The following is a 23,472-nucleotide window of genomic DNA, read 5'->3' as shown; positions in this document are numbered from 1 at the left end:
GACGATGACCGAGCAGTTCCTCCTCCCCGACGTCGGCGAAGGCCTCACCGAGGCCGAGATCGTGGCGTGGAAGGTCAAGGTCGGCGACGAGGTGGCCGTGAACCAGGTCCTCGTCGAGATCGAGACCGCGAAGTCCCTCGTCGAGCTGCCCTCGCCGTTCAGCGGCACCGTCGTCGACGTCCTCGTCGACGAGGGCCAGACGGTCGACGTGGGCACCCCGATCATCACCGTGCAGGCCGGAGCCGGCACGGTCGGCTCCGAGGTGCCGGCGATCCCCGCCCACCCCGCGCAGGCGGCTCCGCCCGCCCCGTCCACGACCGAGCCCGGAGAGGGCTCGGGCGCCACACTGGTCGGCTACGGCACCGCGGGCGGCCAGGTCGCCACCCGCCGCCGCCGGTCGCAGGGCGCTCCCGCCACCCCGGCGGCCGCGCCCGCGCGCACCGCCCTGCGCGCCCCACCTCGGTGCCCGCCTCCGCCGCGCTGCCCGTGATCGCCAAGCCGCCCATCCGCAAGCTCGCGAAGGACCTCGACGTCGACCTCCTCGAGGTGCAGGCCACCGGACTCGCCGGCGAGGTCACCCGCGACGACGTCATCCGCCACGCCTCGCAGGCCAGCGTCTTCCGCAACATCCAGACGCCTGCCTGGGCCGATTCTCGCGAGGAGCGGATCCCGGTGCGCGGCGTCCGCAAGGCCATCGCCGCGGCCATGTCGCAGAGCGCGTTCACCGCGCCGCACGTCAGCGTCTTCGTCGACGTCGACGCGACCCGCACGATGGAGTTCGTCAAGCGCCTGAAGAACTCGCCCCGACTTCGCCGGCACGAAGGTGTCGCCGCTGCTCATCATGGCGAAGGCCATCATCTGGGCGGTCCGGAGGAACCCCACCGTCAACTCGGCGTGGACCGACTCCGAGATCATCGTGCGCCACTACGTGAACCTCGGCATCGCCGCGGCCACGCCCCGCGGCCTCATCGTGCCCAATGTGAAGGACGCGCAGTCGATGAGCCTGCTCGAGCTGGCGCAGGCCCTCGAGAAGCTCACCCTCGACGCCCGCGACGGCAAGACGGCGCCCGCCGACATGCAGAACGGCACCATCACGATCACCAACATCGGCGTGTTCGGGATGGACACGGGCACCCCGATCCTCAACCCGGGCGAGGTCGCGATCATCGCGCTGGGCACGATCAAGCAGAAGCCGTGGGTCGTCGACGGCGAGGTCCGCCCGCGCTACGTGACCACGGTCGGCGGGTCCTTCGACCACCGCGTCGTCGACGGCGACGTCGTCAGCCGCTTCGTCGCCGACGTGGCGAGCGTGCTGGAGGAGCCGGCGCTGCTGCTCGATTGAGCGGACTCCTCCTTCGTCGTCGTCCGCTCCGCGGTCGGCTCTCGCAGGGGGTCGCTGTCCGCAGAGCGGGGAGCGTTCCGCTACGGCGATCCGCTGGCACGCGGATCACCGGTTCGTTGGGCGGTGCTCGGGTGGTCGACCGCTGGTTCGCTCGGCTCGTGCGGACGACGAGGGCCAGGTGCTCCTGCTGGTGCTCACCCGCGGCGGCGGAGCCGACGGCCGGGTCTTCTCGTCGTCGATGCGAGGAGGAACAGCGTCGCTGCGGCCGCAGCCCAGGGTCCGGTGAACACCAGCGCCAGCCCGACCGGTCGCCACATCGGTGCGACCAGTCCGCCGAGCACCAGCCCGGCGGCGCCGCCGATCAGGGCGTGGGCCACAGCTCCGGCAGCGAGGCGCCCGCCTGGACCGAGCCACACCCGCTCGACGACACGGTCGAGGAGATACGTGATCACCGCGACGGGCACGCTCGCGATCGCGGCAGCGGACACGAGTACGCCGATGGCGATCACCGTGAAGCCCGGGTCCGCCGCGAGCGGTGTCGGACCCCGTCCGTTCACCGCCTCGATCAATCGGCCGAGCGAGAACGGCACCACCGCGAGGAGCGACCCCGACAGCGCCAGGAGCACGCCGGCGCGCAGCCGAGCACCCGGCACCCGATCGCCCGTCTCCTCGGCCGGTCCACCGAGTCGAACCGCGGAGATCAAGAGGTCGTCCTGTCCTGCGATCCGCCCTCCTCGTTCCCGCCCCGCCTCGACGGCGTCACCGCGGGAGCGAGCCCGCCGACGGAGAAAGGCGGAGAGACGTTCGGAGTCGTCGTGAGCGAGCGGATCGGTCCCCATCGGAACAGTGTGGTCCTGCAGCGCGCGGATGTCCTCCGCGAGATTCTCGAGATCCGAGGACCGAGGAGTGGGGTCGGCGTCAGAACGGGGGCGGCGGGTCGGTGAATCGCGGGCGCGGGGCCGGGCGCGGGCGGGGTGGGGCGCCCGGGACCGGGGCCGGGCGGGTGGTGACGCGGCGCCCGGTGGGGGTGGTCCAGTCGGCGGTGCCGTCGGGGTGGAGGACGTAGGTCCAGCGGTCGCCGTGGCGGACGTGGTGGTGGGCGACGCAGAGCGACGCGAGGTTGTGCAGGGCGGTCTCGCCGCCGTGGCGCCACTCGACGGTGTGGTCGGCCTCGGTGCCCGACGCGGAGCGGGTGCAGCCGGGGAAGCGGCAGGTCTGGTCGCGCAGCTGCAGGTGGAGGCGCATCCGCGGGGTGGGACGCGCAGCGTGCGTCCGACGGAGACCACCGTGCCGGCTTCCGGATCGGTGAGGACTCGAGTGAAGGAGGCGCCGCGGTCGACCAGCTCGCGGGCGACGTCGGCCGGCAGAGGGCCGTAGCCGTCGAGGTGGGCGGGGCCGTCGTCGAGACCGGCGGCGGTCGTGGCGGGCAGGGTCAGGCGGATCTCGGCCTGCACTCCGGGGACGAACGTGGCGGCCCCGCGCTCACCGGGCCGGCCGGGCGAGGTGCCCGACACGTCGCCGTCGCACAGCAGGTCGGCCAGGGCGTCGGCTCGCAGCTGCGCAGGGTGCGGTCGTCGCGCGGCTCGGCACCGCATCCGTCGCTGTCGGCACGGCCCTCGCGGAGGGTGCGGGCGATGCGGTCGAGCCGGGCGAACGCTCCGATCGCGACGGGAGCGGGGAGGAGCGCGGACAGGGTCGCCATGCCGTCGACCTCCGGCGTGATCCACACGGCTCGGTCCTCGCGGGCTCGCCGGTGCCGCTCGGCGAGAGGCTGCTCGTGCAGCTCCTCGCGGAGCCGCGCCAGGGCTCGCCGCAGCTGCGTGGGGGTCAGGGAGGCGGCGAGGTGCGCGGCGCGCTCGTCGAACGCGGCCCGGGAGGCGACGGGCAGCGTGGCGGCGACGGCGCAGACGATGCGTCCCGACTCCCAGAGGATGCGAGCGCCGGCCAGCGCCGCCCGGGTCTGCGGCAGGTCTTCGACGAGCAGCTGCGCCTGCTCCAGCGAGCGCGAAGCGGACGCCTCCGAGACTCCGAGGGCGACCGCGAACTCCGCGCGGACCGAGCGCTCCACGAGGTCGCTCGACTCGCTGCGCGACCGGCCGCGGGCGAACGCCTCGGGGCGTTCGAGGGCCGCGCGGTAGCCCGCGTACAGCTCCTCGGCCGCGGCGAGGTGGAGCGGAGCGGCCGAGCGGGCGAGCACGGCGGCGCGGTCGCCGCGCCCGCGGACCTCCGCGAGCACCGCCTCCGTCGTACCGATCTCCGTCATGCGAGAAGTGAACCGGCGACCACTGACATTCCCTCGACTTCGAGGCGCGGAGGTGGCGCGCCCGGGCTACGCCCCCAGCCCGAACTCCGCGTCCAGCGCGTCGAGCTCCGCCACCGCCGCCGCGCGCAGCCGCGCCTTCTCGCCCGCGGGCAGCCACGACGCGTCCACCCCGGTCAGCGCCATCTCGCGCAGCTGCGCGTGCGTCGCTCCGATCGGTCCCGCGGCGATCCGGTACTCGTCGGCGAGCGTCGTCGGGAACATGCCCGGGTCGTCGGAGCAGGGGGTGACCCGCAGACCGGCGTCGAGCATGGCGCGGATCGAGGCGCGGCGCCACGGGCGCCAGGAGCGGCGGGAGGTGGTCGACGCGACCGTGAAGACCACGGCGTCCTCGCGCATCCGCTCGACGACGGTGGGATCCTCGAGCACGAAGTAGCCGTGGTCGATGCGGTCGCAGCCCAGGAGGTCGAGGCAGGTGATCGTGTTGGCGGCGGTGGGCGCGTGCTCGGAGGAGTGCGCGGTGCGGCCCAGGCCCGCGCGGCCGGCGAGCGCGTAGGCCTCGGCGAAGCGCTCGGGCGGACCGGCGGTCTCGAGGTTGTCGAGGCCGATGCCGGCGACGTATTCGTGCGGGGAGTCGACGACCTGCTGCACGAGGGCGAGGGCCTCCTCGCCGCTGCGGCTGCGGTCGATGCCGGCGATCATCCGCCCGGTCATGCCGAAGTCGCGCTCGGCCGCGCGGATGCCGTCGGCGTAGGCCTCGACGCTGCCGCGGTACCCCAGGCCGGCGAGGTGCTCGGGGACGCCGTCGAAGAAGAGCTCGAGGTGACGGGTTCCGCTGCGCTGATGCGCGTCCTCGAAGGCCTCGTAGACGATCCGCGTCAGGTCCTCGGCCGAGCGGAGCACCTGCACGACCCACTCCGAGACCTGGAAGAGCGAGTACGAGACCTCGGGCTCGCCCGCCGAACGCCCCTGCGGCACCGGCACGACCGTGTCGCGGTAGAGCGCGGGGTCGGGCGGGAGGGAGTTGATGTCGGCGAAGATCCGCTCGGGGTCGGCGGGCAGGGCGAGGCCCTCGCGACGGGCGAGCTCGGCGAAGGTGCTCGCCCGCACGGTTCCGATCAGGTGGCAGTGCAGGTCGACCTTGGGGATCCGGCGGATCCACTCGTCGGGGACGACGCCCGCGGACGTGGTGACGGCGGTCTCGGTGCTCATGGCGGTCTCTCCGGGTGGTGCGGGCGGTGCGGGGGTCGAGGGCCCGTGCGCGGCGCGTCGGCCGCGCACGGGCGGGCCGCCTGCTGGGCGGTGACCTCGCGGGCGAAGCGGTCGACCCACTCCGAGCGGGTGGGGACGAGCTCGGTCGGGTCGAGGGTCTCGTAGCCCGCGGCGGTCGGGTCGGCGGCGATGTCGCCGACGACGGCGGTGATCGACTCCGGGACCTGCGCGGCGAGGTTCACGGGCAGGTCGCCCACGATCTCGGCGGAGGAGGTCTGCGCCTCGACCGAGAGGAGGTAGTCGATGAACTGCTCGGCGGCGTCGGTGTTCGCCGCGCCCGCCGGGATCATCGCGCGGTTGGTGGCCATGTAGCGGCCCGTGGCGGGGAGGGTCCAGGCGATCGGCTCGCCCGAGGCGACGAGGTCGGTGGCGAAGCCGCTCAGGGCGTCGGCCGCGGTGATCTCGCCCTGCGTCAGCAGGTTCGTGACCTCGGTCGAGGAGCTGTAGAACTGCAGCACGCCGGGCGCCCAGCCGGACAGGGTGTCGAGCGCCGTGTCGATGTCGTAGGGTCCGTCGCCGTAAGTCGCCGCGACTCCGCTGATCATCAGCTGGCCCGCGGTGACCGAGATGTCGGGCAGTGCGACCCGGCCGGCGTTCGCGGAGTCGCCGTAGAGCTCCCAGTCGGCGGCCTGCTCGGCCGAGAACGCGTCGGTGGAGTAGAGCGTGCCGTTGAGCTGGTAGCTGTAGGCCGGGCCGAGGTACACGTCCTCCTTCGCGAAGTCGGCGATGTCGGCGATCGCGGGCACGGCGTCCGCGTCGACCTGCTCGAAGAGGTCGTCCTCCTGGCCGAGTGCGGCGTAGTAGTCGCTGATCAGCATCACGTCGACGCCGGGGTCGTCGCCGCCCGCGAGCTGCAGCTGCGAGAGCCGGTCGGAGTTGGAGCCGGTCTCGACCTCGACCTCGATGCCGGTCGCCTCGGTGAAGGGGTCGATGACCGCCTCCTGGAACTGCTCGACGCCGAAGGGGAAGGTGCTGACGACGAGCGTCTCGGAGGCGCCCTCGGCGCTCTCGGAGTCGGAGCCGCCGGAGCAGCCGGCGAGGGCGAGGGCGCCGATGACGGCACCGGCGGTGAGGGCGACGGCGCGCCGGGGAGGGGTGCGGGACATGGCGGTTCCTTTCGAGGGGAGCTGCGGAGGAGGAGGAGCTGCGGAGGAGAGGGAGGAGAGAAGGGGAGCGGGAGTAGGCGCGCCGCTCAGTCGCGGGCGAGCGCGACGATCCGCGACGCCGCGGCCGAGACGACCACCGCGTCTCCGGGCGCCACGCGCGCGGCGGAGTCGGCGCGCACGTCCGACACCAGCCGCACCGAATCGCCGGCGGGATCCGTCGCCTCGACCGTCACCAGCACGTCGACCCCGCGGTACGCGACGTCGACGACGACCGCGTCCAGCGACAGCGCGCCGGAGGGGGCGGCGGCCCCGCTCGTCACCGCGAGGTGCTCGGGGCGCACCGTCACGAGCGACCCGTCGGCGAGGCCGAGGAAGTTCTCGTAGCCGAGGAAGTCGGCGACGAAGCGGTTCGCCGGAGCGCCGAAGACCTCGGCCGGCGCGCCCTGCTGCATGATGCGCCCGGCGCGCATGAGCACCATCTCGTCGCTCATCTCGAGTGCCTCGTCCTGGTCGTGCGTGACCAGCACGACGGTCAGCCCCGTCTCGGACTGGATGCGGCGGATCTCGGAGCGCATCTGCACGCGGGCCGCGCATCCAGGTTCGACAGCGGCTCGTCGAGCAGGAGCAGCCGGGGGCGGATCGCGACGGCGCGGGCGAGGGCGACGCTGCTGCTGTCCGCCCGAGAGGCGTCGCGGTCGGCTCGCTGCGAGGTGCGCGAGCCCGACCATCTCGAGGCTCTCGGTCACCCGCTGCGCCCGCTCGGCGCGTCCGAGACCGCGCAGCTTGAGGCCGTAGCCCACGTTGTCGGCCACGCTGAGGTGCGGGAACAGCGCGTACGACTGGAACACCATGCCCAGCCCGCGCTTCTCGGGAGCGAGCCGGGTGCTGTCGACTCCGTCGATCAGGATCCGGCCCGAGGTCGGCGTGGAGTACCCGGCGAGCATCCGCAGCGACGTGGTCTTGCCGCATCCGCTGGGCCCGAGGAGGGTGGTCAGCTTCCCGGACGGGATCGCCAGGTCGATGCCGTCGACCGCGGTGAAGTCACCGAAGACCTGACTGACGTCGACGAATTCCGCTGCTGCGCTCATCGGTTGATGCCTCCGAAGATCTGGGCGAAGCCGACGCTGCGCTCGGCGATGATCGCGATGACGACGGTCGCCGCGAGGATGAGGGTGGACGTGGCGGCGACCATGGGGTCGTAGCTCTGCTGGACGTAGTCGAGCATCGTCACGGGGAGGGTCCTGGCGTCGCGGCTCTGCAGGAGGAGCGACAGCGGGACGTTGTTGAACGAGGTCACGAATCCGAGCAGCGCGGCCGAGAAGACCCCGGGGCGCAGGATCGGGAGCGTGACGGTGAAGAAGGTGCGCAATGGTCCGGCCCCGAGGCCGCGGGCGGCCTCCTCGAGCGCCGGGTCGCTGGTGGCGAGCGAGGCGCCCGTCACGCGGACGGCGTACGGGAGCAGGAGCGCCGTGTGGCCGATCAGCAGCACGGCCGCGTTGTCGACGTCGAGCGTGACGACGAGCTGCTGGAACAGCGCCAGGCCGACGACGAGCTCGGGCACGATCAGCGGCGAGAGGAAGAGCCCCTCGATCAGCGAGCGGCCGGGGATCCTGCCGCGGTAGATCGCCAGGGTGGCGGGGATGCCGATCAGCAGCGCGATCGCCGTCGAGAGCACGGCGAGCTGCGCGCTGGTCGCCAGCGACTCCAGGAACGGGTCGTACGAGAGCGCCTCGCCGAACCAGCGGAACGAGAGCCCCTCCGGCGGGAAGCGGAGCGTGGATCCGGCGGTGAAGGCCGTGGCGACGACGAACAGGATCGGCACGATCATGATCACGTAACCGGCGACCGCGAGCGACGCGGCGACGGGGCGGCGGGTCCTCATGAGACGGCTCCCTTCCGGGCGACGAGGGAGGAGAGCCCGGAGACCAGGAAGACGAGGACCGTCATGACGATCGCGGTGGCGGAGGCGCCGGCCCAGTCGATCGTGACGCTGGAGTAGGAGAACAGCTGGGTGCTCAGCATCCGCTGGCTGGACCCGCCGAGCAGGTAGGGCGTGGTGTACGCGGTGACGGAGCCGGCGAAGACGAGCGTCGCGGCGACGACGACACCGGGCAGCGAGAGCGGCACGACCACGTCCCAGAAGGTGCGGGTCGGGCTCGCGCCGAGTCCGCGGGCGGCGTCGTCGAGGCCGGCGTCGACCTGCGAGACGGCGGAGTAGCAGGAGATGATCGCGAGCGGCAGGAAGAGCTGGGTCAGGCCGAGCACGATCGCGAGCTCCGTGTAGAGCAGCTGCGGGGCCTCGGACACGACGCCCAGGCCCACGAGCAGCTGGCCGATCGCGCCGTTCGAGCCGAGCACGACGAGCCAGCCGAAGGTGCGGACGACGTTGCTGAGCAGCAGCGGGAAGATCGCGAGGGCCAGCAGGACGCCCGACCAGCGGGACGAGGAGCGCGCCAGCAGGTAGGCGATCGGGAAGCCCAGGACGACGCAGATCAGCGTGACCACGAGCCCGATGCCGACCGTGCGGCCGATGATGCGCAGCTCGTAGGGGTCGGTGAGCATCTCGCCGACCCGGGCGATCACCTCGAGGGGCCCCGTTCCGGGAGGGGCGAAGAGCATCACCAGCGAGGGGACGACGAAGAAGAGCAGCAGGAAGCCCAGCCCGGGCAGGAGCAGGAGGGGAGCGGTCCTCGACCTCACGAGAACCTCCGATCGGACGCGTCGGGCGGCGTCGTGGGAGGCCGCGGAGTGGATGTAACCGGTTGCATCGACAGTAGACCGGCGACGCTACTCCGTTCGATTCGCGCGTGTAAACACTGTGTTTCGTGATCCCGCGTCGGTGCACGTCCTCGATGCGAGCGGTTGCAGACCTGGCCCTATGATCACGGGAGAGTCGGAGGGGGTACGCATGGCCACGCTCGCCGACGTCGCCGCCCTCGCCGGCGTCTCCAAGGCGACCGCGTCGCGCACGCTCTCGCGCCCCGAGGTCGTCTCGCCCGATACGGCCGCGCGGGTGCTCAGCGCCGCGGCCAAGCTCGGCTTCATCCCCAACTCGGCGGCCCGCCAGCTGGCGCGGGGCCGCACGGGCGTCGTCGCGCTCGTCGTGCCCACCCTCGACAACGCCTTCTTCACGCCGATCATCGGAGGCGCGCAGCGCCGCGCCGACGAGGACGGCCTGCAGCTCCGGTGGCCGTGCACCCGCTCGAGGCGGTGCGCGAGCTCGGAGCGTTCGACCGGCTCTCGCGCCAGGTCGACGGCTTCATCGTGGTCGCGCCGCGCGGCGGCGACGAGCTGCTGCTCTCGGCCGGCTCGCACAAGCCGACCGTGCTGGTCGACCGCGAGGTCGACGGGATGGCGTCGGTCGTCGCCGACACCGCCTCGGCGTTCGGCGCGCTCGTCGAGCGCTTCGCGGCCGACGGGCACGAGCGCGTGCTCTACGTCGGCGGGCCGGACGGATCGTGGCAGGACGGGCAGCGCACGGCCGCGGTCCGCGAGGCGGCGCGCCGCGGGAGTGGAGCTCACCGTGCTGGGCCCGTTCCCCGCCACGTTCGCGGCGGGAGTGGGCGCCGCGGTCGCGGTGCGCGACTCCGGAGCGACGGCCGTCGTGCCGTACGCGACCGCGCTGGGCCTCGGCGTGCAGTACGCCCTGCTGTCCTCGGGCGGCCTGCCGGAGGGGCTGGTGGTGAGCTCCGAGCGCTCGATCGTCGACGCGCTCGGCCTGGTCGGGGTGCCCGCGGTCGACGTCGACGGCGAGCAGCTCGGGCGGGCGGCGGCCGAGCTGCTCATCGAGCGGCTGGCCGACCGGAGCGCGGCGCCGGAGCGGCGGCGGCTGCCGGTGCCGGTGCAGTGGCCGGCGGGCGGCTGAGGGTTCCTGCCTGCTGGTCGAGCGGCCGCCGGCGGCGGCGTCTCGAGAACCGCCGCCGCCGGAATCGGCGCTACGCCGTCAGCGCGACCGCCGTCCACGAGACCGGGGGCAGCGTCACCGTGAGGGTGCCGCCCTCGAGGGAGGGGTCGACCGCGTCGCGCAGGCCCACGCGCTCCTGGTCGTCCTTCGTGTTCTTCGCGTACGGGTCCTCGTCGAAGAGGGCCACCGCCTCCGCGATGCTCGAGACGCCCAGGCCGGACACGTCGACCGTGACCGTGATCGACTCCGTCTGCGAGCGGTTCACGAGGAACACCGACGAGCGGTCGCCGTCGTGCGTCGCGACCGAGTCGACGAGCGGAGCCTCGCCGTGGCGGGCGGTGGAGTAGGTGCCCGCCTCGATCCGGGGCTTCAGCACGCTGCCCGAGGCCAGACGCGCGGTCGTGGAGAACGGGAAGAACGTGGTCTGGCGCCACGCCGCTCCGCCCGGCTCGGTCATGATCGGCGCGATCACGTTGACGAGCTGCGCGAGCGAGGCCGAGGTGACCCGGTCGGAGTGCTTCAGCAGCGTGATCATGAGGTTGCCCAGCACGACCGCGTCGGCGACCGAGTAGACGTCCTCGAGCAGGCGGGGGGCGTAGGCCCACTCGCGGGTGCTCTGGTCGCCCTCGGCGTCGGCCTTCTCCTTGGCCTGCCACTCCTCGAGGTACCAGATGTTCCACTCGTCGAAGGACAGCATGATGTCCTTCGTCTTCTTGAGCTTGTACTTCACGTGGTCGGCCGTCGCGACGACCGTGGCGATGAAGTACTCCATGTCGAGGGAGGAGGCCAGGAACGAGCCCAGGTCTCCGCCGTACTCCTGGTAGTAGGCGTGGCACGACACGTACTCGACGTCGTCGTAGGTGTGCTCGAGGACGACGCGCTCCCACTCGCCGAACGTCGGCATGCCCGATCCGGAGGAGCCGCAGACCACGAGCTCGAGCGACGGGTCGGCGATCTTGAGCGCCTTGGCGGTGCGGGAGGCGAGCTTGCCGTAGTCCTCGGCGTTCATGTGGCCGACCTGCCAGGGGCCGTCCATCTCGTTGCCGAGGCACCACATGCGGATGTCGTAGGGCTCGGTGCCGCCGTTGGCGATGCGCTGGTCGGCGAGGGCGGTGCCGGCCGGTCCGTTCGCGTACTCGAGCACGTCGAGCGCCTCGAGCACGCCGCGGGTGCCGAGGTTGACCGCGTACATGATCTCGCTGCCGGTGAGCTCGGCCCAGCGGGCGAACTCGTCGAGGCCGACCTCGTTGGTCTCGAGCGAGTGCCAGGCCAGGTCGCGGCGGCGGGGGCGCTCGGAGCGCGGGCCCACCCCGTCCTCCCAGCGGTAGCCCGAGACGAAGTTGCCGCCCGGGTAGCGGATGGTCGTGCTGCCCAGCTCCTTCACCAGATCGACCACGTCGAGGCGGAAGCCGTCCTCGTTGGCCGTGGGGTGGCCGGGCTCGTAGATGCCGTCGTACACGCAGCGGCCGAGGTGCTCGACGAACGAGCCGAAGATCCGCGGATTCACGGGGGCGACGACCGCGGTGGGATCGAGGGTGATCCGTGCCGAGGAGGTGGGGGAGTCGGACATGGCGGGCCTTTCGAGCAGGACGGTACCGGGGAGAGGGTTCGGCTGCTCGCAACGGGAGCGCCGTCTACAACGTTGGAGACAACGTTGTAGAGACGATCATGCGGACCGGGCGAGCGCACTGTCAAGCACGAGCCCGCGGCTCCCGTCCAGAACCCCGTGATGGAATCGTCGAGTGGGGACGACCGATGCGTGCGCGATGCTGGCCGACCGGGTGGAGGCCCTCGCCTCCTCGTCCCCCGACCCACGGGCCCTCGTGCGCGCCGTCGCGCGCGACGTCGCCGGGATCCGCGGTGGCCTGCTCGGTCCGGTCGATCTGCTGAGCGGTGGCAGCAACCGGATCCGCGGTCGGGGATTCGACGGGCCGTACGACGACGGCACCCGCGGCCAGGCGCGGCACTTCGCCGGGGTCGCCGGCGCGACGCTCTACCTCGGTGGCCACGTCGCGCACCTGCTCATGCGCACGGCGGGCCGGGACCGTGCGGGGAGCGCCGACGACCGGCTCACCCGACGGGCGATCGAGTGGAGCCGACAGCTGCGTCGGGGCCGGCTGCCGGTCGCGGAGGCGGGGAGTGGATCCGCCGCGAGATCTGCGACTGCCGCTGATCCGGTCTGCTCAGGCCTCGCTCGACTCCCTCGCCACCAGCGAGAACTCGGCCTCGTGCACGCGGGGCGGGTCCGTGAGGGTGCCGTCGATCCGCCCGCGCAGCACGTCGACCGCGGTCCGCGCGATCTCCTCGCGGCCGGGCGCGATGCTCGGAGGCTCGGGACCGAGTAGCGCGAGTCGTCGACGTCGTCGAAGCCGACGACCGCGACGTCGGCCGGAACGCGCAGCCCCGCCTCCTGGAGGGAGCGCAGGGCGCCGAGCGCGAGCGTGTCGTTGAAGGCGAAGACGGCGTCGAACGGGACGTCCGACTCGATCGCACCGCGCATCGCCTCGGCTCCCCGACCCGGCGCCAGGGTCCAGAGTGGACGACGAGGCGCTCGTCGACCGGGACGCCCGCCTCGGCGTGCGCCTCGCGGTAGCCCTGCAGGCGGAGGGTCGCCGATCCGATGGTCTCGCCCTCGTGCGCGCCGAGCGCGACGATGCGGCGGCGGCCGCGGTCGAGGAGGTGCGCGGTGGCGGCCCGAGCCGCGGCGACGTTGCGCATGGTGACGTGATCGATGCGATCGGAGAAGATGCGCTCGCCCAGCAGGACGAGGGGGTAGTCGACCGCCAGCGTCGACTCGTCGTCGGTGCTGAGCGCCAGCGGGCTGAAGAGCAGGCCGTCCGTGAGCTGGCGGCGGGGGGAGCGGAGGACGTCCCGCTCGCGTGCGGGGTCGGCTCCGGTCTGCTCGATCAGCACGGTGAGGCCGTGCCGGTCGGCCGCGCGCATGACGCTGTCGGCGAGCTCGGCGAAGTACGGGAGGCTCAGCTCGGGCAGGGCGAGGCCGATCACCCCGGTGCGGCCGCGGCGGAGGCTGCGCGCCGAGAGGTTCGGGCTGTACCCCAGCTGCGCGATCGCCGCCTCGACCCGGGCGCGCGTCTCGGGGCGGATGTGCGGGTAGTCGTTGACGACGTTGGAGACGGTCTTGATCGAGACCCCGGCGGCCCGGGCGACGTCGTGCAGCGTGACGGCCATCGGTCCTCCTCCGCTCACGGCTGGCGTACAACGTTGTATCACCGTTGCCGGTGCCTCGTCCGATCAGGAGGAGGCGCCGGCCCCGACGGTCGTGTCGCGCCCGATCAGGGAACGCCTCATCCCCCACCCTGGACTCTCGACGAGAGGAGCCGCGATGGACGCGCGCGAGCACGAGGTCCGCCGGCGGATGGACGCCCACGAGCTGTACACCGACGCCGGTGACGGGCTCGAGGCGCTCGAAGAGGAGCGGATCCGCGGCAAGGAGCTCGCGCACGCCTACAACGCGACCGGGCCCCGCGAGGCGGAGGAGCGCCGCCGCCTGCTGCACGAGCTGTTCGAGGCGGTCGGCGAGGAGTCTGGGTGGAGCCGCCGCTGCACGTCGCCTACGGCAACCGGGTGCGGCTCGGCGAGAACGTCTACGTGAACTTCGGCCTGACGCTCGTCGACGACGTCGAGGTCGTGATCGGCGACCGGGTGATGATCGCGCCGAACGTCACGATCAGCACGACCGGGCACCCGGTGCATCCGGAGCTGCGCCGCGACGGCACGCAGTTCTCGGCGCCGGTCGTGATCGAGGACGACGTGTGGATCGGGGCGGGCGCGATCCTGCTGCCGGGCGTCGTGGTCGGCGCGGGGTCGGTGGTGGCCGCGGGGGCGGTGGTGACGGCGAGCGTGCCTCCGCTGGTCGTCGCGGGAGGAGTGCCCGCGCGCGTGCTGCGGGCGATCGGCGACGGCGACCGCGAGTGGGAGTACCGCGCGCCGCGGACGCTGGGCTGACCCCCTGTCGACGAGGTGCGGCACAGCTCGCTGCTGGGGCCGTCGTCCTGTCTGCAACCGAGGTCGGGAGCGCGTGCGGCGACCTCTCGAGCCGTCCGGGCGGCTCCTGACCTCGGTTGCGAACGGCTCGGCCTGCAGAACGAAGGCTGAGCGCGCCGATTCGAGCGGGAATCCCGGGATCCCGTCAGGGAGCCTTCCTTCCGAGATCCGCCCGGGGTCGTGCATCCCAAGCTGCACGGGGCGTGCTCCGCGGGGCTCGGTAGGCTCCGCGGGTGACCCGCTCCCGACTGATCCTGCTCGACATCGACGGAACGCTGATGGACGACGGCGTCGTCGCCCCCTCGGCCGCAGAGGCGGTCGCCGGCGCCCGCCGCAGCGGCCACCTCGTGCTGCTCGCCACCGGGCGCTCGCGTCCCGAGATCCCGCAGAAGGTCCTCGACCTGGGCTTCGACGGGGTCGTCTCGGCGGCCGGCGGATTCGTCGAGCTCGACGGCGAGCTCGTCGCGCGGCGCACCATGCCCGCCGACGCCGTCCGCGAGATCGTCGCGTTCTTCGAGGCGCACCGGATCGAGTACACGCTCCAGTCGCACGACGCCGTGTTCACGAGCGGGGGGCTCGCCGCCCGCGTCGCCGAGCTGCACGCGCGGCGGGGCGAGGCGGTGGAGCCGGTCGTCGAGACTCCCCGGGGTCCTGCGCCGACCGAGGGGATCGCGAAGGCGACGTTCTTCGGCGATCACGACGACACGTTCGCCGTGGTGCGCGACGGCCTGGGCGAGCGCTTCCACGTGGTCACCGGCACCATCCCGTACCTCGGCCACGCGGGCGGCGAGGTGAGCATCCCCGGTGTCGACAAGGGCGCGGCGCTCGTCGCGCTCGCCGAGCGGCTCGGGCACCCGGTCGAGGACACGGTCGCGATCGGCGACAGCTCGAACGACGTCGAGATGATCACCGCCGCCGGTCTCGGCATCGCGATGGGCAACGCCACCGACGACGTCCTCGCGGTCGCCGACGACGTGACGACCTCGGTGCACGAGGACGGGGTGCGGACGGCGTTCCTCCGTCACGGCCTGATCTGAGCCGGCCCCGGCTCGTCGGAACCGGGGCCGACGGCGATCAGGTGTACCAGGAGGGCTCGGGCACGTCGCCCAGCAGGGCGAAGACGCCCACTTCGCGCCGCTTGTAGGCGATCGGATCGTGCAGCGAGTGGGTGCGCAGATTCCGCCAGTAGAGGTCGAGCCCGACCGCGCTCCCGGTGGCGCGCGCGCCGGTCAGCTCGAAGACGCGGGTCGCCGTTTCGAGGCCGTCCTCGACGATGCGGGCCTTGGCGGCCGCGATCCGCACCGCGATCTCGCCGCGTCGGCGGGGGTGAGCTCCTCGCGCGGGGCGTGCAGCACGGCCGACAGCTCGGCTCCGGTCGCATCGATCAGCGCCTCGGCCGCCCACAGCTTCGCCTGCAGATCGCCGTAGCCCTCGAGGAGGTACCACTCGTCGGTGGCGCGCTCCTTGTCGTCCCCGCCGTACGGCCAGGCGCGGGTGCGCTCGCGGGTGTACCGGGCGGCGTGCTCGAGCGCGCCCTGCGCGATGCCGAGGTAGAACTCGGCGAAGACCTGCTGGATCGTCGGCACGTTCAGGGAGTTGTAGACGAGCGGCTGGAACTCCCGGTCGACGAAGCCGGCGGCCGCGGCCACGGCACGCGCACGTCGCGGATCTCGACCGAGCCCGACTCCGTGAGCCGCTGCCCCAGGCTGTCCCAGTCGCGGCCGAAGACGATGCCGTCCTGCGCGGTCGGCACGATGGCGAAGACGTGCGTGTCCGTGCCCTCGAGGATCCCCTCGAGCACGGTCAGGTCGCTGACCACGCCTCCCGTCGAGAACGACTTGCGGCCCGAGAAGACGAGCTCGTCGCCCTCCTCCCGGATCGACAGATCGCTGTCGCGCGGATTCACGGCGCCGCCGTAGAGCAGGTCCCCCTCGGTGGCGAGCTGCTCCACCGCCGCGATCTGCTCGGGGGTGCCGACCAGGCGCGCCGCCCACGCCCAGAGGTAGTGGTAGCCCAGGAGCTGGCCGATCGAGCCGTCGGCGCGGGCGACGGTGCGGATCACGCGCAGGGCGGTGGTCCACTCCTGCCCGCCGCCGCCGTGCTCGAGGGGGCCGAGGAGCGTGACGAGCCCGGCGTTCTTCAGCAGGGCGACCTCGGTGAACGGCGCGGCACCGGCGCGGTCGCGCTCGAGGGCGTCGACGGCGAGGACCGAGGCGACCTCCTCGGCGCGGGCGATCCACTCGGCCGGGGAGGAGGGGCGCGCGGCGCCCGACCAGCGGTCGGTCAGCGGGTCGCCGAGCGCGGTGGCGCGGGCGGCCGGCTCGTGGCCGGCGGCGGACGGGGTCGCCGGGGCGGCGGCGGACGGGGGCGGTGCGGTGCTCACGGTGGTCCTCTCTCGAACGGTCCGGCGACTCTCGCAGCCCGAGCAGGCGCCCGCCTCGAGTGCGTCGAGGGGTGACGGCGTGTGACTCCGCGTGTCGACGAGGAGACTCCGCGACACGGCCGCGCCGGTCCTCCTGTCGACTTTGACAATCGTTATCAATAGTCGCTACGGTGAAGCATTCCGACCGTCCGACTCCGGACTCAGATTGGCTCTCCGTGACGATCCGCACCGCACGCACGCGCTCCCTCTCCGCCGCCGCCCTCGTGGGCGCGGCGGCCCTCGCCCTCTCGGCCTGCTCCGGCTCCGGCGCCGCGTCCGGCGCGAGCGGCGACTCCGGTCTCGTCTCGGTCGTCGCCTCGACGAACGTCTACGGCGACCTCGCGCAGAGCGTGGGCGGGGACCTCGTCGAGGTCACGAGCATCATCGACAGCCCCGAGAAGGACCCGCACGAGTACGAGGCCACGGCGCGCGACCAGCTCGCCGTCTCGGACGCGCAGCTCGTGATCGAGAACGGCGGCGGCTACGACCCGTTCGTCGACACGATGATCGACGCATCCGGTTCCGAGGCGCCCGTCGTCACCGCGACGGTCGTCGCCGGGCTCGAGGACGAGCACGCGCACGAGGAGGAGGGCGCCGAGGAGGAGCACGCCGAGGAGGAGGGCCACGGCCACGCCGCCTACAACGAGCACGTCTGGTACGACCTCACCGTCGCCCGCGACGTGGCGACCGAGATCGCCGACCGGCTCTCGAGCATCGACCCCGGCAACGCCTCGACCTACGCGTCGAACGCCGAGTCCCTCACCGGCGACCTCGACGCGCTGATCGAGCGCGAGCAGGAGCTGAAGGGCACCGTCGAGGGCCGCTCCATCGCGATCACCGAGCCCGTCCCGCTGTACATGACCGAGGCGCTCGGCCTCGTCGACGCGACTCCGGAGGAGTTCAGCGAGGCGATCGAGGAGGGCACCGACGTGCCCGCCACTCTGCTGCAGGAGACGCTCGCCCTGTTCTCGGACGGCACGGTCGACGCGCTCGTCTACAACGCCCAGACCTCCGACGCGCAGACCGAGGCCGTGCTCGAGGCGGCGCAGTCCGCCGGGATCCCCGAGGTCGCGGTCACCGAGACACTGCCCGACGGTGACGGCGGGTACGTCGGCTGGATGACCGCGAACCTCGACGCGATCGAGGGGCGCTCTCGTCGTGACGCCCCCGTCCCCGATCGATCGGCCCGCCTCCCCGGAGGCGGGCCTTCCGGCGTCTCCGGCCGTGCTGCGGATGCGCGACGCGAGCCTCCGCTTCGGCTCCCGCGAGCTGTGGAGCGGCGTCGACCTCGACGTGCAGGCGGGCGAGTTCGTCGCCGTGCTCGGCGCGAACGGCTCCGGCAAGACCAGCCTGCTGAAGGCGGTGCTGGGCCAGCAGCCGCTCAGCACGGGCGAGCTGCAGGTGCTCGGGTCGCCGGTGCACCGCGGCAACCGCCGCATCGGCAATGCGCGCATCGGCTACATACCCCAGCAGAAGCTCGCCGACGACGGCACGCCGCTGCGCGCCCGCGACCTCATCGGCCTCGGGATCGACGGCCACCGCTTCGGGCTCCCGCTGCCCTCGCGCGCCCGCCGCGCCCAGGTCGACGCGCTGCTCGCGGCGGTCGGAGCGACCGACTACGCCGACGCTCCGCTGGGCAGCCTCTCGGGCGGCGAGCAGCAGCGGGTCCGCGTGGGCCAGGCCCTCGCGGGCGATCCCGCGCTCCTGCTCTGCGACGAGCCCCTGATCGCGCTCGACCTCGCGCACCAGCGCGCCGTCAGCGAGCTGATCGACCGGCACCGGCGCGAGCGGAACCTGGGCGTGCTCTTCGTGACGCACGACGTGAATCCGGTGCTGCGGATGGTCGACCGCGTGCTCTACCTCGCCGGCGGCCGGTTCCGCATCGGCACCCCGACGAGGTGCTGCGCTCGGAGGTCCTGAGCGATCTCTACGACGCGCCGGTCGACGTGATCCGCGCCCGCGGCAGGATCATCGTCGTCGGCGCCCCGATCACTCCCACGTGCACGAGCACGAGGGCGAGCACCGGCACGAGCACCGCCACGAGCACTCGGAGGATCGAGCCTGATGGACGACGTCTGGTCGCAGATCTTCGACTTCTCGGACTACGGCGCCCTGCTGTCGCTGCTGATGAACTCCGTCATCGCGGGAGCGGTGCTGGGCGTCGTGGGCGGCCTCATCGGCGTCTTCGTGATGTCGCGCGACATGGCGTTCGCGGTGCACGGCATCAGCGAGCTGTCCTTCGCGGGCGCCTCCGCGGGGCTCCTGCTAGGGATCGGCGTGGTGCAGGGCTCGATCATCGGCTCGCTCGTCGCGGCGCTGCTGATCGGCCTGCTCGGCTCGCGAGCCCGCGACCGCAACTCGATCATCGCCGTGCTCATGCCGTTCGGCCTGGGCATCGGGATCCTCTGCCTCGCGCTCTACCCGGGGCGCAGCGCCAACAAGTTCGGGCTGCTCACCGGCCAGATCGTCGCCGTCGACGACCCCCAGCTGGGCTGGCTCATCGCGATCTCGGTCGTCGTCGTGATCGGCCTCGCGCTGATCTGGCGCCCGCTCACCTTCGCGAGCGTCGACGCCGACGTGGCGGCCGCTCGCGGCGTGCCGACCCGTGCGCTGTCGATCGTCTTCATGCTGCTGCTCGGGCTCGCCGTCGCGGTCTCGGTGCAGGTCGTCGGCTCGCTGCTGGTGCTCGCGATCCTCGTCACCCCGGCGGCCGCGGCGCTGCGGGTCTCGGCGTCGCCGGTCATCGTGCCGCTGCTGAGCACGCTGTTCGCGGTCGGCGCGCTGGTGGGCGGGATCCTGCTGGCGCTCGGCGGCTCCGTGCCGATCAGCCCCTACGTCACGACGATCTCGTTCACGATCTACGTCGTCTGCCGGATCATCGGCCGCAGAGGAGTCCGCCGCCGGCGCTCCCCGGCGCTCGTCGGGGCGGGGGTATAGCGTGGCCCGGGTCGTGAGACGGGAAGGTGGTCCGGTCATCAAGCGGAACACGTGGCAGAGGAAGCGGTGCGCGAGGCGCTCACCGGTCGCGACGACTTCGTCAGCGCGCAGGGGCTGCACAGCGCACTGCACGCCTCCGGGTCGCCGATCGGACTCGCCACGGTCTACCGGGCGCTGGCCGATCTCGCGGTCGAGGGCGAGGCCGACTTCTCTGCAGTCGCCCGACGGCGAGAGCCTGTACCGCGCCTGCACGCCCGGCACGCACCACCACCACCTGATCTGCCGGCGCTGCGGTCTGACCGTCGAGATCGCGGCCGACGAGGTCGAGACCTGGGCGCACTCGGTCGCGGGGCAGCACGGCTTCACGGACGCGCACCATGTGGTGGACGTGTTCGGCCTGTGCGCGGAGTGCACGCGGGCGACCGCGGGCTGAGGCTCCTCGTCGGGCCGGAGGAAGATCCCGGCGGCGCGGTCCTTCACGACCGCTCCCGCGGGCAGCACCCGGCCGCTCATGGCGAGGTAGACGCCCGGCGGCAGCAGCTGCACGGCCGCCACGGCCACGCCGAGGTTGAAGGAGGCGTCGCTGTCGCGCATCCGCGCGGGCTGCATGGCACCCGTGAGCACGACGACGCGGTCGCGCACCGTGCCGATGGCCTCGGCGGTGGCGGTCATCGTGTCGGTGCCGTGGGTGAGGACGATGCGGTCCTCCTCGGCCTCGAGCACGCGGCGCCGGATGAGGGCGCGGTCGTCGTCGTCGAGATCGAGGCTGTCCTTCGCGAGCACCTCCTCGACGCGGAACTCGAGCGTCGAGAGCACGGGCTCGAGCAGGCGCGGCACGGTCGGCGCTCCGATGACGAGCTCGCCCGAGAGCGAGTACTCCTTGTCGATCGTGCCGCCGGTGGTGAGGACGAGGATGCGATCTGTCACTCCTTCACCCTAGGCCGGTCCTCCGACACGGCGCCGGGCGCACGTCCGTGCGGATGCTCCTGAGCGGTCGGCGCGCACCGGGTCGCCGCGGCACGATGGGGGGATGTCACGCGTCTCCGCCCTGTCCGCCGCCCGCACCGGGGCCAAGCTGCTGCTCGGCTCCGCCCTCGTCTTCGCGGGGGTGAGCCACCTGACCCGCGCCCGCGAGGAGTTCCAGGCGCAGGTGCCGGAGTGGGTGCCGCTGGATGAGGACACGGTCGTGCTGGCCTCGGGCGTGGTCGAGATCGGCCTCGGAGCGGCGCTCGTCGTCTCGCGCCGGACCTCGCCCCTCGTCGGGAACGCCGCGGCCGCCTTCTTCACCGCGATCTTCCCCGGCAACATCTCGCAGTACGTCACGAAGACCAGTGCCTTCGGTCTCGACACCGATCGCAAGCGCGCGGTGCGGCTGCTCTTCCAGCCGGTGCTCGTCGCCTGGGCGCTCTGGTCGACCCGGCGCGGCTGAGCTCAGTCGGCGCTGAGGGCGCGGAGGAGGCGCTCCAGCCCGAACGTCCACGCGTCCTCGACGTCGCCGCCGAGGGTGAAGCCGCCGTTGATCTCCATGCTGATGAATCCGTGGCCCAGGCGGTGAGGGTCCGCGCGGCCTCGAGCGCCTGCTCGGGGCCTGCGAGCGCCTCCATCGCCCGCAGGAGCGACGTGCTCGCCGCGACCCGGTACTCCTGCGCGGCCACCGGCGTCCCCGCTGTCGGCGTCATCACGAGCTGGAACGCGGCGGGCCGCTCGTGCCCGAAGCGCCTCAGCTCGTCCGCGATGCGCGCCGGATCGCTCTGCGCGCCCAGCCGGTCGGCGTAGTCGCGCAGCGTCGCCTCCGCCACCGAGCGGATCAGCGCCTCCTGCTCTCGACCCGCTTGTAGAGGGAGGGCGCGCGCACGCCCACCCGCTGCGCGACGGCCTGCATCGTGACTCCCGCGAGCCCCTCCTGCTCGAGGAGCTCCGCGGCGGCGGTGACGATGGCGTCGTGGGTGGTGCGGTCCGGAGTGGGCATGCCCTCAGCATAGCTATTGGACAGTAGCCATCGATGGCTAACTAGCGTAGCCATCATGGAACTCACCCCCTCGCTCCACCGCCTCGGCTCCGACATCGTCGCCTCCTACCTCGTCTCGGTGCCCGAGGGCATCACCCTCATCGACGCCGGGCTCCCCGGCCACTGGTCCGACCTCCTCGCCGCACTGTCCGCCCTCGGGCGCCCGATCGAGGACGTGAAGGGCGTGGTCCTCACCCACGGCGACTCCGATCACATCGGCTTCGCGGAGCGCTTGCGCCGCGAGCACGGCGTCCCCGTCTTCGTGCACGCCGCGGACGCGGACCGCGCGAAGGGCGGGAAGAAGCCCGCGAACGGCAAGCAGACGATGCGGCTGGGCGCGATGGCGGGGTTCCTCGCCTACTTCGCGCGCAAGGGCGGTCTCTCCGCATCCTCCGCTGACCGAGGTCGTCGAGGTGGCCGACGGCGACGTGCTCGAGCTGCCGGGGTCGCCCCGGATCATCGGACTGCCCGGCCACTCCGCCGGCAGCATCGCGGTGCACGTGCCCGTCGTCGACGCCGTCTTCGTGGGGGACGGGCTGACCACGCGCCACGTCCTCACCGGGCGCTCGGGCCCGCAGCCCGCTCCTTCACCGACGATCCGGAGCAGGCGCTCGCGTCGCTGCGGCTCCTCGTGCCGACCCGGGCGGCCTGGGTGCTCCCGGGGCACGGCGCTCCGTGGAGCGGGGAGTGGACGCGGCGGTGTCGGCGGCCGAGGAGGCGGCCCGCGGCTGAGCCGAGCGCTCGGAACGCCGCTCAGGAGGCCGGGACGAGCTCCCAGCGCGCGGCGAGCAGCTGCAGCGCCTGATCGAAGACTCCGGTCCAGGCGGTCGCGTCGTGCGCGCTGTCCGGCACCTCGAGGTAGGTGGTCTGCATCCCCGCCGCTGCCGCGTCGGCGTGGAGGGTCCTGACGCCGTCCAGGAACGTCGTGTCGTCGGCGCCGACTCCGAACACCGCGACCGTGTCGGCGTAGGGGGCGTGCGCCGCGAGGATGCTCGCGGGCTTCGCGGCCTCGTAGGCGCTCGCGCTGCCTCCGAAGCCCTTCTCGATCGTCGTCGCGTCGTCGCCCAGGGTCGGCGCGAGCTCGCCCGAGGCGTCGACGATCGCGCCGAAGAGCTCCGGATGAGCGGCGCCCAGCTGGATCGCGCAGGTGCCGCCCTGCGAGAGGCCGCCGATCGCCCAGTCGTGCGCGTCGGGCAGGACGGGCAGGTTCGCGCGGATCCACGCGGGCACGTCGACGGTGAGGTACGTCGCCGAGTTCCCCAGCGGCGAGTCGACGCACATCGGGTTCGTGTCCGGGTCGCCCAGCTGGTCGGGCGAGACCACGATCGGCGCGAGTCCGGCGTGCGCGGCGGCGTACGCGTCGAGAGCCTGCTGCAGTTTCTCGGTCGAGAGCGGGTCGGACGGGGAGCCGGGCTGGCCCGAGAGCATCACCATGACCGGCAGCAGCGGGGGAGCGGCGGTGAGGGCGGCCGGGGGCAGGTAGACCACCGCGTCGCGCGCGGGGAATCCGGAGGCGGTCGCGGGGATCGTCACCGAGGACACGCGGCCGGCGGTGGGCATGCCGGCGGGGGCGGTCCAGTCGGCGAGGGCGGGATGAGCGCCGCTGGTCGAGGCGAGCGGGGAGTCCGAGACGGGGTACTCGCTGATCCCGAGTGCGCTGCGGAGCGTGGGGTACTGCCCGAAGTCGATGTTCACCGTCATCGCGGCGGTCACGGCGACCAGGAGTGCGACGCCGACCGAGGCGACGCGCGTCGAGCGCGTCGACGGGCGAGGGCGTGGACGAGCACGAGGGCGGCGACGCCGAGCCCGCCGAGGGCGAGTCCCGCCCAGAGGCGGGTGACGGCGGTGAAGTCGACGCCGAACGGGCCGTCCGTGCCGTCGAGCAGTGCGGCCAGGGCGGCTCCTCCGATCGTGCCGACGAGAAGCACTGCCGCGACGGCCGCGGATCGGCGGGTCCGGCCTCCGGGGCGCGAGCGCGCGTAGCCGACGGCGAGCCCGGCGAAGGCGAGGGCCGCGACCGCGTACACGGTCACGACGAGGGGGCCCGAGGAGAGGCTCAGCCCGAGGAGTGCGTTCATGGGTGGTTCCGGTCGTCCGGTCGCCGGGTGCGGCGGCGGGCGCCAGTCTCGACCCGTGATCTGGACCGTCACTGGAGATCTCCTGGACGTCTGGGAAGGCGGAGGGCTCCGACGCCTCCCGCAACGCTCCTCCCCAGG

24 protein-coding genes and 5 pseudogenes are annotated in these 23,472 nt (G+C 73.0%); 12 read left to right on the top strand and 17 right to left on the bottom strand.

What is annotated here, in order from left to right:
- The first annotated feature begins 4 nt into the window (after positions 1–4).
- Positions 5–1,342: pseudogene (locus AC0CII_RS11695) on the top strand (dihydrolipoamide acetyltransferase family protein).
- A gap of 194 nt (positions 1,343–1,536) precedes the next feature.
- Here AC0CII_RS11695 and AC0CII_RS11690 read toward each other — a convergent pair.
- The 8 genes from AC0CII_RS11690 to AC0CII_RS11655 form a co-directional block, all read right to left on the bottom strand.
- Complete coding sequence (locus AC0CII_RS11690) at positions 1,537–2,046, bottom strand: hypothetical protein (RefSeq protein WP_465227641.1); 510 nt, start codon at positions 2,044–2,046, stop codon at positions 1,537–1,539.
- Positions 2,047–2,260: 214 nt separating this feature from the next.
- Complete coding sequence (locus AC0CII_RS11685; protein ID WP_465229520.1) at positions 2,261–2,587, bottom strand: HNH endonuclease signature motif containing protein; 327 nt, start codon at positions 2,585–2,587, stop codon at positions 2,261–2,263.
- 187 nt (positions 2,588–2,774) lie between these two features.
- A complete protein-coding gene (locus tag AC0CII_RS11680; RefSeq protein ID WP_465229519.1) occupies positions 2,775–3,605 on the bottom strand; it encodes a DUF222 domain-containing protein in 831 nt (276 codons plus the stop codon).
- A 66-nt stretch (positions 3,606–3,671) separates the two neighbouring features.
- Positions 3,672–4,814, bottom strand: coding sequence for an adenosine deaminase family protein (locus tag AC0CII_RS11675; protein WP_465227643.1), 1,143 nt, complete (start codon positions 4,812–4,814; stop codon positions 3,672–3,674).
- The gene (locus AC0CII_RS11670) at positions 4,811–5,980 is read right to left on the bottom strand and encodes an ABC transporter substrate-binding protein (RefSeq protein WP_465229518.1); all 1,170 of its coding nucleotides are present in this window, start codon (positions 5,978–5,980) and stop codon (positions 4,811–4,813) included. The genes AC0CII_RS11675 and AC0CII_RS11670 overlap by 4 nt, the downstream gene beginning before the upstream one ends.
- A gap of 86 nt (positions 5,981–6,066) precedes the next feature.
- A complete protein-coding gene (locus AC0CII_RS11665) occupies positions 6,067–7,068 on the bottom strand; it encodes an ABC transporter ATP-binding protein (protein WP_465229517.1) in 1,002 nt (333 codons plus the stop codon).
- Positions 7,065–7,862, bottom strand: a complete 798-nt coding sequence (locus AC0CII_RS11660) for an ABC transporter permease (RefSeq protein WP_207407070.1) — start codon at positions 7,860–7,862, stop codon at positions 7,065–7,067. The genes AC0CII_RS11665 and AC0CII_RS11660 overlap by 4 nt, the downstream gene beginning before the upstream one ends.
- Positions 7,859–8,680: an ABC transporter permease gene (locus AC0CII_RS11655; RefSeq protein ID WP_123703877.1), complete on the bottom strand. Its 822-nt coding sequence runs from the start codon at positions 8,678–8,680 to the stop codon at positions 7,859–7,861. The genes AC0CII_RS11660 and AC0CII_RS11655 overlap by 4 nt, the downstream gene beginning before the upstream one ends.
- Positions 8,681–8,888: 208 nt before the next feature.
- On the opposite strand from AC0CII_RS11655, the gene AC0CII_RS11650 reads away from it, so the two are divergent.
- Complete coding sequence (locus AC0CII_RS11650; protein ID WP_465229516.1) at positions 8,889–9,845, top strand: LacI family DNA-binding transcriptional regulator; 957 nt, start codon at positions 8,889–8,891, stop codon at positions 9,843–9,845.
- Positions 9,846–9,915: 70 nt separating this feature from the next.
- On the opposite strand, the gene arfA is transcribed toward AC0CII_RS11650, so the two are convergent.
- Together arfA and AC0CII_RS11640 are read right to left on the bottom strand one after the other, a co-directional pair.
- On the bottom strand, positions 9,916–11,454 hold the full coding sequence (gene arfA, locus AC0CII_RS11645; protein WP_465227649.1) for an arabinosylfuranosidase ArfA: 1,539 nt from the start codon (positions 11,452–11,454) through the stop codon (positions 9,916–9,918).
- A 613-nt stretch (positions 11,455–12,067) separates the two neighbouring features.
- A pseudogene (locus AC0CII_RS11640) lies at positions 12,068–13,073 on the bottom strand (LacI family DNA-binding transcriptional regulator).
- A 154-nt stretch (positions 13,074–13,227) separates the two neighbouring features.
- On the opposite strand from AC0CII_RS11640, the gene AC0CII_RS11635 reads away from it, so the two are divergent.
- The 3 genes from AC0CII_RS11635 to AC0CII_RS11625 all read left to right on the top strand — a co-directional run bounded on the left by AC0CII_RS11635 (position 13,228) and on the right by AC0CII_RS11625 (position 14,926).
- Entirely contained in the window at positions 13,228–13,497 is a 270-nt protein-coding gene (locus AC0CII_RS11635) for a maltose acetyltransferase domain-containing protein (protein ID WP_465229515.1), read from the top strand.
- Positions 13,434–13,850: a DapH/DapD/GlmU-related protein gene (locus AC0CII_RS11630; protein ID WP_465229514.1), complete on the top strand. Its 417-nt coding sequence runs from the start codon at positions 13,434–13,436 to the stop codon at positions 13,848–13,850. Before AC0CII_RS11635 ends, AC0CII_RS11630 begins: the two co-directional genes overlap by 64 nt.
- A gap of 272 nt (positions 13,851–14,122) precedes the next feature.
- Positions 14,123–14,926 carry an HAD family hydrolase gene (locus AC0CII_RS11625; protein WP_465229513.1) on the top strand — a complete coding sequence of 268 codons (804 nt, stop codon included), beginning with the start codon at positions 14,123–14,125 and terminating at the stop codon, positions 14,924–14,926.
- Between the two features lie 37 nt (positions 14,927–14,963).
- Here AC0CII_RS11625 and AC0CII_RS11620 read toward each other — a convergent pair whose 3' ends face one another.
- The 3 genes from AC0CII_RS11620 to AC0CII_RS11610 are packed head-to-tail and all read right to left on the bottom strand — an operon-like array spanning position 14,964 to position 16,272.
- On the bottom strand, positions 14,964–15,191 hold the full coding sequence (locus tag AC0CII_RS11620) for a hypothetical protein (protein ID WP_465229512.1): 228 nt from the start codon (positions 15,189–15,191) through the stop codon (positions 14,964–14,966).
- On the bottom strand, positions 15,119–15,538 hold the full coding sequence (locus AC0CII_RS11615; RefSeq protein WP_465229511.1) for a hypothetical protein: 420 nt from the start codon (positions 15,536–15,538) through the stop codon (positions 15,119–15,121). The genes AC0CII_RS11620 and AC0CII_RS11615 overlap by 73 nt, the downstream gene beginning before the upstream one ends.
- On the bottom strand, positions 15,478–16,272 hold the full coding sequence (locus AC0CII_RS11610; protein WP_465229510.1) for an acyl-CoA dehydrogenase family protein: 795 nt from the start codon (positions 16,270–16,272) through the stop codon (positions 15,478–15,480). Before AC0CII_RS11610 ends, AC0CII_RS11615 begins: the two co-directional genes overlap by 61 nt.
- 170 nt (positions 16,273–16,442) lie before the next feature.
- Between AC0CII_RS11610 and AC0CII_RS11605 the strand changes: the two are divergent.
- From AC0CII_RS11605 to AC0CII_RS11590, 4 genes and pseudogenes are all read left to right on the top strand, one after another.
- A pseudogene (locus AC0CII_RS11605) lies at positions 16,443–17,396 on the top strand (metal ABC transporter solute-binding protein, Zn/Mn family); the annotation flags it as partial.
- 73 nt (positions 17,397–17,469) lie between these two features.
- Positions 17,470–18,231 (top strand): metal ABC transporter ATP-binding protein, encoded by a 762-nt coding sequence (locus AC0CII_RS11600; RefSeq protein ID WP_465229509.1) that lies wholly within the window; start codon positions 17,470–17,472, stop codon positions 18,229–18,231.
- Positions 18,232–18,375: 144 nt separating this feature from the next.
- Positions 18,376–19,248, top strand: a complete 873-nt coding sequence (locus tag AC0CII_RS11595) for a metal ABC transporter permease (RefSeq protein WP_465229508.1) — start codon at positions 18,376–18,378, stop codon at positions 19,246–19,248.
- A gap of 37 nt (positions 19,249–19,285) precedes the next feature.
- A pseudogene (locus tag AC0CII_RS11590) lies at positions 19,286–19,681 on the top strand (Fur family transcriptional regulator).
- A 92-nt stretch (positions 19,682–19,773) separates the two neighbouring features.
- Here the strand turns inward: AC0CII_RS11590 and AC0CII_RS11585 are convergent.
- Positions 19,774–20,175 (bottom strand): annotated as a pseudogene (locus AC0CII_RS11585) (asparaginase domain-containing protein); the annotation flags it as partial.
- 103 nt (positions 20,176–20,278) lie between these two features.
- Here AC0CII_RS11585 and AC0CII_RS11580 point away from each other — a divergent pair.
- A complete protein-coding gene (locus AC0CII_RS11580; RefSeq protein ID WP_465227656.1) occupies positions 20,279–20,677 on the top strand; it encodes a DoxX family protein in 399 nt (132 codons plus the stop codon).
- Between the two features lie 110 nt (positions 20,678–20,787).
- The gene (locus AC0CII_RS11575; protein ID WP_465229507.1) at positions 20,788–21,024 is read left to right on the top strand and encodes a hypothetical protein; all 237 of its coding nucleotides are present in this window, start codon (positions 20,788–20,790) and stop codon (positions 21,022–21,024) included.
- A gap of 31 nt (positions 21,025–21,055) precedes the next feature.
- Here AC0CII_RS11575 and AC0CII_RS11570 read toward each other — a convergent pair whose 3' ends face one another.
- Positions 21,056–21,217 carry a helix-turn-helix domain-containing protein gene (locus AC0CII_RS11570; RefSeq protein ID WP_465229506.1) on the bottom strand — a complete coding sequence of 54 codons (162 nt, stop codon included), beginning with the start codon at positions 21,215–21,217 and terminating at the stop codon, positions 21,056–21,058.
- Positions 21,218–21,272: 55 nt separating this feature from the next.
- On the opposite strand from AC0CII_RS11570, the gene AC0CII_RS11565 reads away from it, so the two are divergent.
- Positions 21,273–22,061, top strand: coding sequence for an MBL fold metallo-hydrolase (locus AC0CII_RS11565; RefSeq protein ID WP_465229505.1), 789 nt, complete (start codon positions 21,273–21,275; stop codon positions 22,059–22,061).
- On the opposite strand, the gene AC0CII_RS11560 is transcribed toward AC0CII_RS11565, so the two are convergent.
- Both AC0CII_RS11560 and AC0CII_RS11555 read right to left on the bottom strand, forming a co-directional pair.
- On the bottom strand, positions 22,010–22,969 hold the full coding sequence (locus tag AC0CII_RS11560) for an alpha/beta hydrolase (protein WP_465229504.1): 960 nt from the start codon (positions 22,967–22,969) through the stop codon (positions 22,010–22,012). The genes AC0CII_RS11565 and AC0CII_RS11560 overlap by 52 nt on opposite strands.
- Positions 22,966–23,334 carry a hypothetical protein gene (locus AC0CII_RS11555; protein ID WP_465229503.1) on the bottom strand — a complete coding sequence of 123 codons (369 nt, stop codon included), beginning with the start codon at positions 23,332–23,334 and terminating at the stop codon, positions 22,966–22,968. The genes AC0CII_RS11560 and AC0CII_RS11555 overlap by 4 nt, the downstream gene beginning before the upstream one ends.
- Between the last annotated feature and the right edge of the window lie 138 nt (positions 23,335–23,472).

This window comes from Rathayibacter sp. AC182, assembly GCF_979253875.1.
This window is presented reverse-complemented; position numbering and strand designations above follow the sequence as displayed.

Coding starts and splice junctions, on each gene's coding strand:
- AC0CII_RS11685 (WP_465229520.1), bottom strand. CDS start 2,587: ATGCGCCTCCACCTGCAGCTGCGCGACCAGACCTGCCGCTTCCCCGGC.
- AC0CII_RS11680 (WP_465229519.1), bottom strand. CDS start 3,605: ATGACGGAGATCGGTACGACGGAGGCGGTGCTCGCGGAGGTCCGCGGG.
- AC0CII_RS11675 (WP_465227643.1), bottom strand. CDS start 4,814: ATGAGCACCGAGACCGCCGTCACCACGTCCGCGGGCGTCGTCCCCGAC.
- AC0CII_RS11670 (WP_465229518.1), bottom strand. CDS start 5,980: ATGTCCCGCACCCCTCCCCGGCGCGCCGTCGCCCTCACCGCCGGTGCC.
- AC0CII_RS11665 (WP_465229517.1), bottom strand. CDS start 7,068: ATGAGCGCAGCAGCGGAATTCGTCGACGTCAGTCAGGTCTTCGGTGAC.
- AC0CII_RS11660 (WP_207407070.1), bottom strand. CDS start 7,862: ATGAGGACCCGCCGCCCCGTCGCCGCGTCGCTCGCGGTCGCCGGTTAC.
- AC0CII_RS11650 (WP_465229516.1), top strand. CDS start 8,889: ATGGCCACGCTCGCCGACGTCGCCGCCCTCGCCGGCGTCTCCAAGGCG.
- arfA (WP_465227649.1), bottom strand. CDS start 11,454: ATGTCCGACTCCCCCACCTCCTCGGCACGGATCACCCTCGATCCCACC.
- AC0CII_RS11635 (WP_465229515.1), top strand. CDS start 13,228: ATGGACGCGCGCGAGCACGAGGTCCGCCGGCGGATGGACGCCCACGAG.
- AC0CII_RS11595 (WP_465229508.1), top strand. CDS start 18,376: ATGGACGACGTCTGGTCGCAGATCTTCGACTTCTCGGACTACGGCGCC.
- AC0CII_RS11580 (WP_465227656.1), top strand. CDS start 20,279: ATGTCACGCGTCTCCGCCCTGTCCGCCGCCCGCACCGGGGCCAAGCTG.
- AC0CII_RS11570 (WP_465229506.1), bottom strand. CDS start 21,217: ATGCCCACTCCGGACCGCACCACCCACGACGCCATCGTCACCGCCGCC.
- AC0CII_RS11565 (WP_465229505.1), top strand. CDS start 21,273: ATGGAACTCACCCCCTCGCTCCACCGCCTCGGCTCCGACATCGTCGCC.
- AC0CII_RS11555 (WP_465229503.1), bottom strand. CDS start 23,334: ATGAACGCACTCCTCGGGCTGAGCCTCTCCTCGGGCCCCCTCGTCGTG.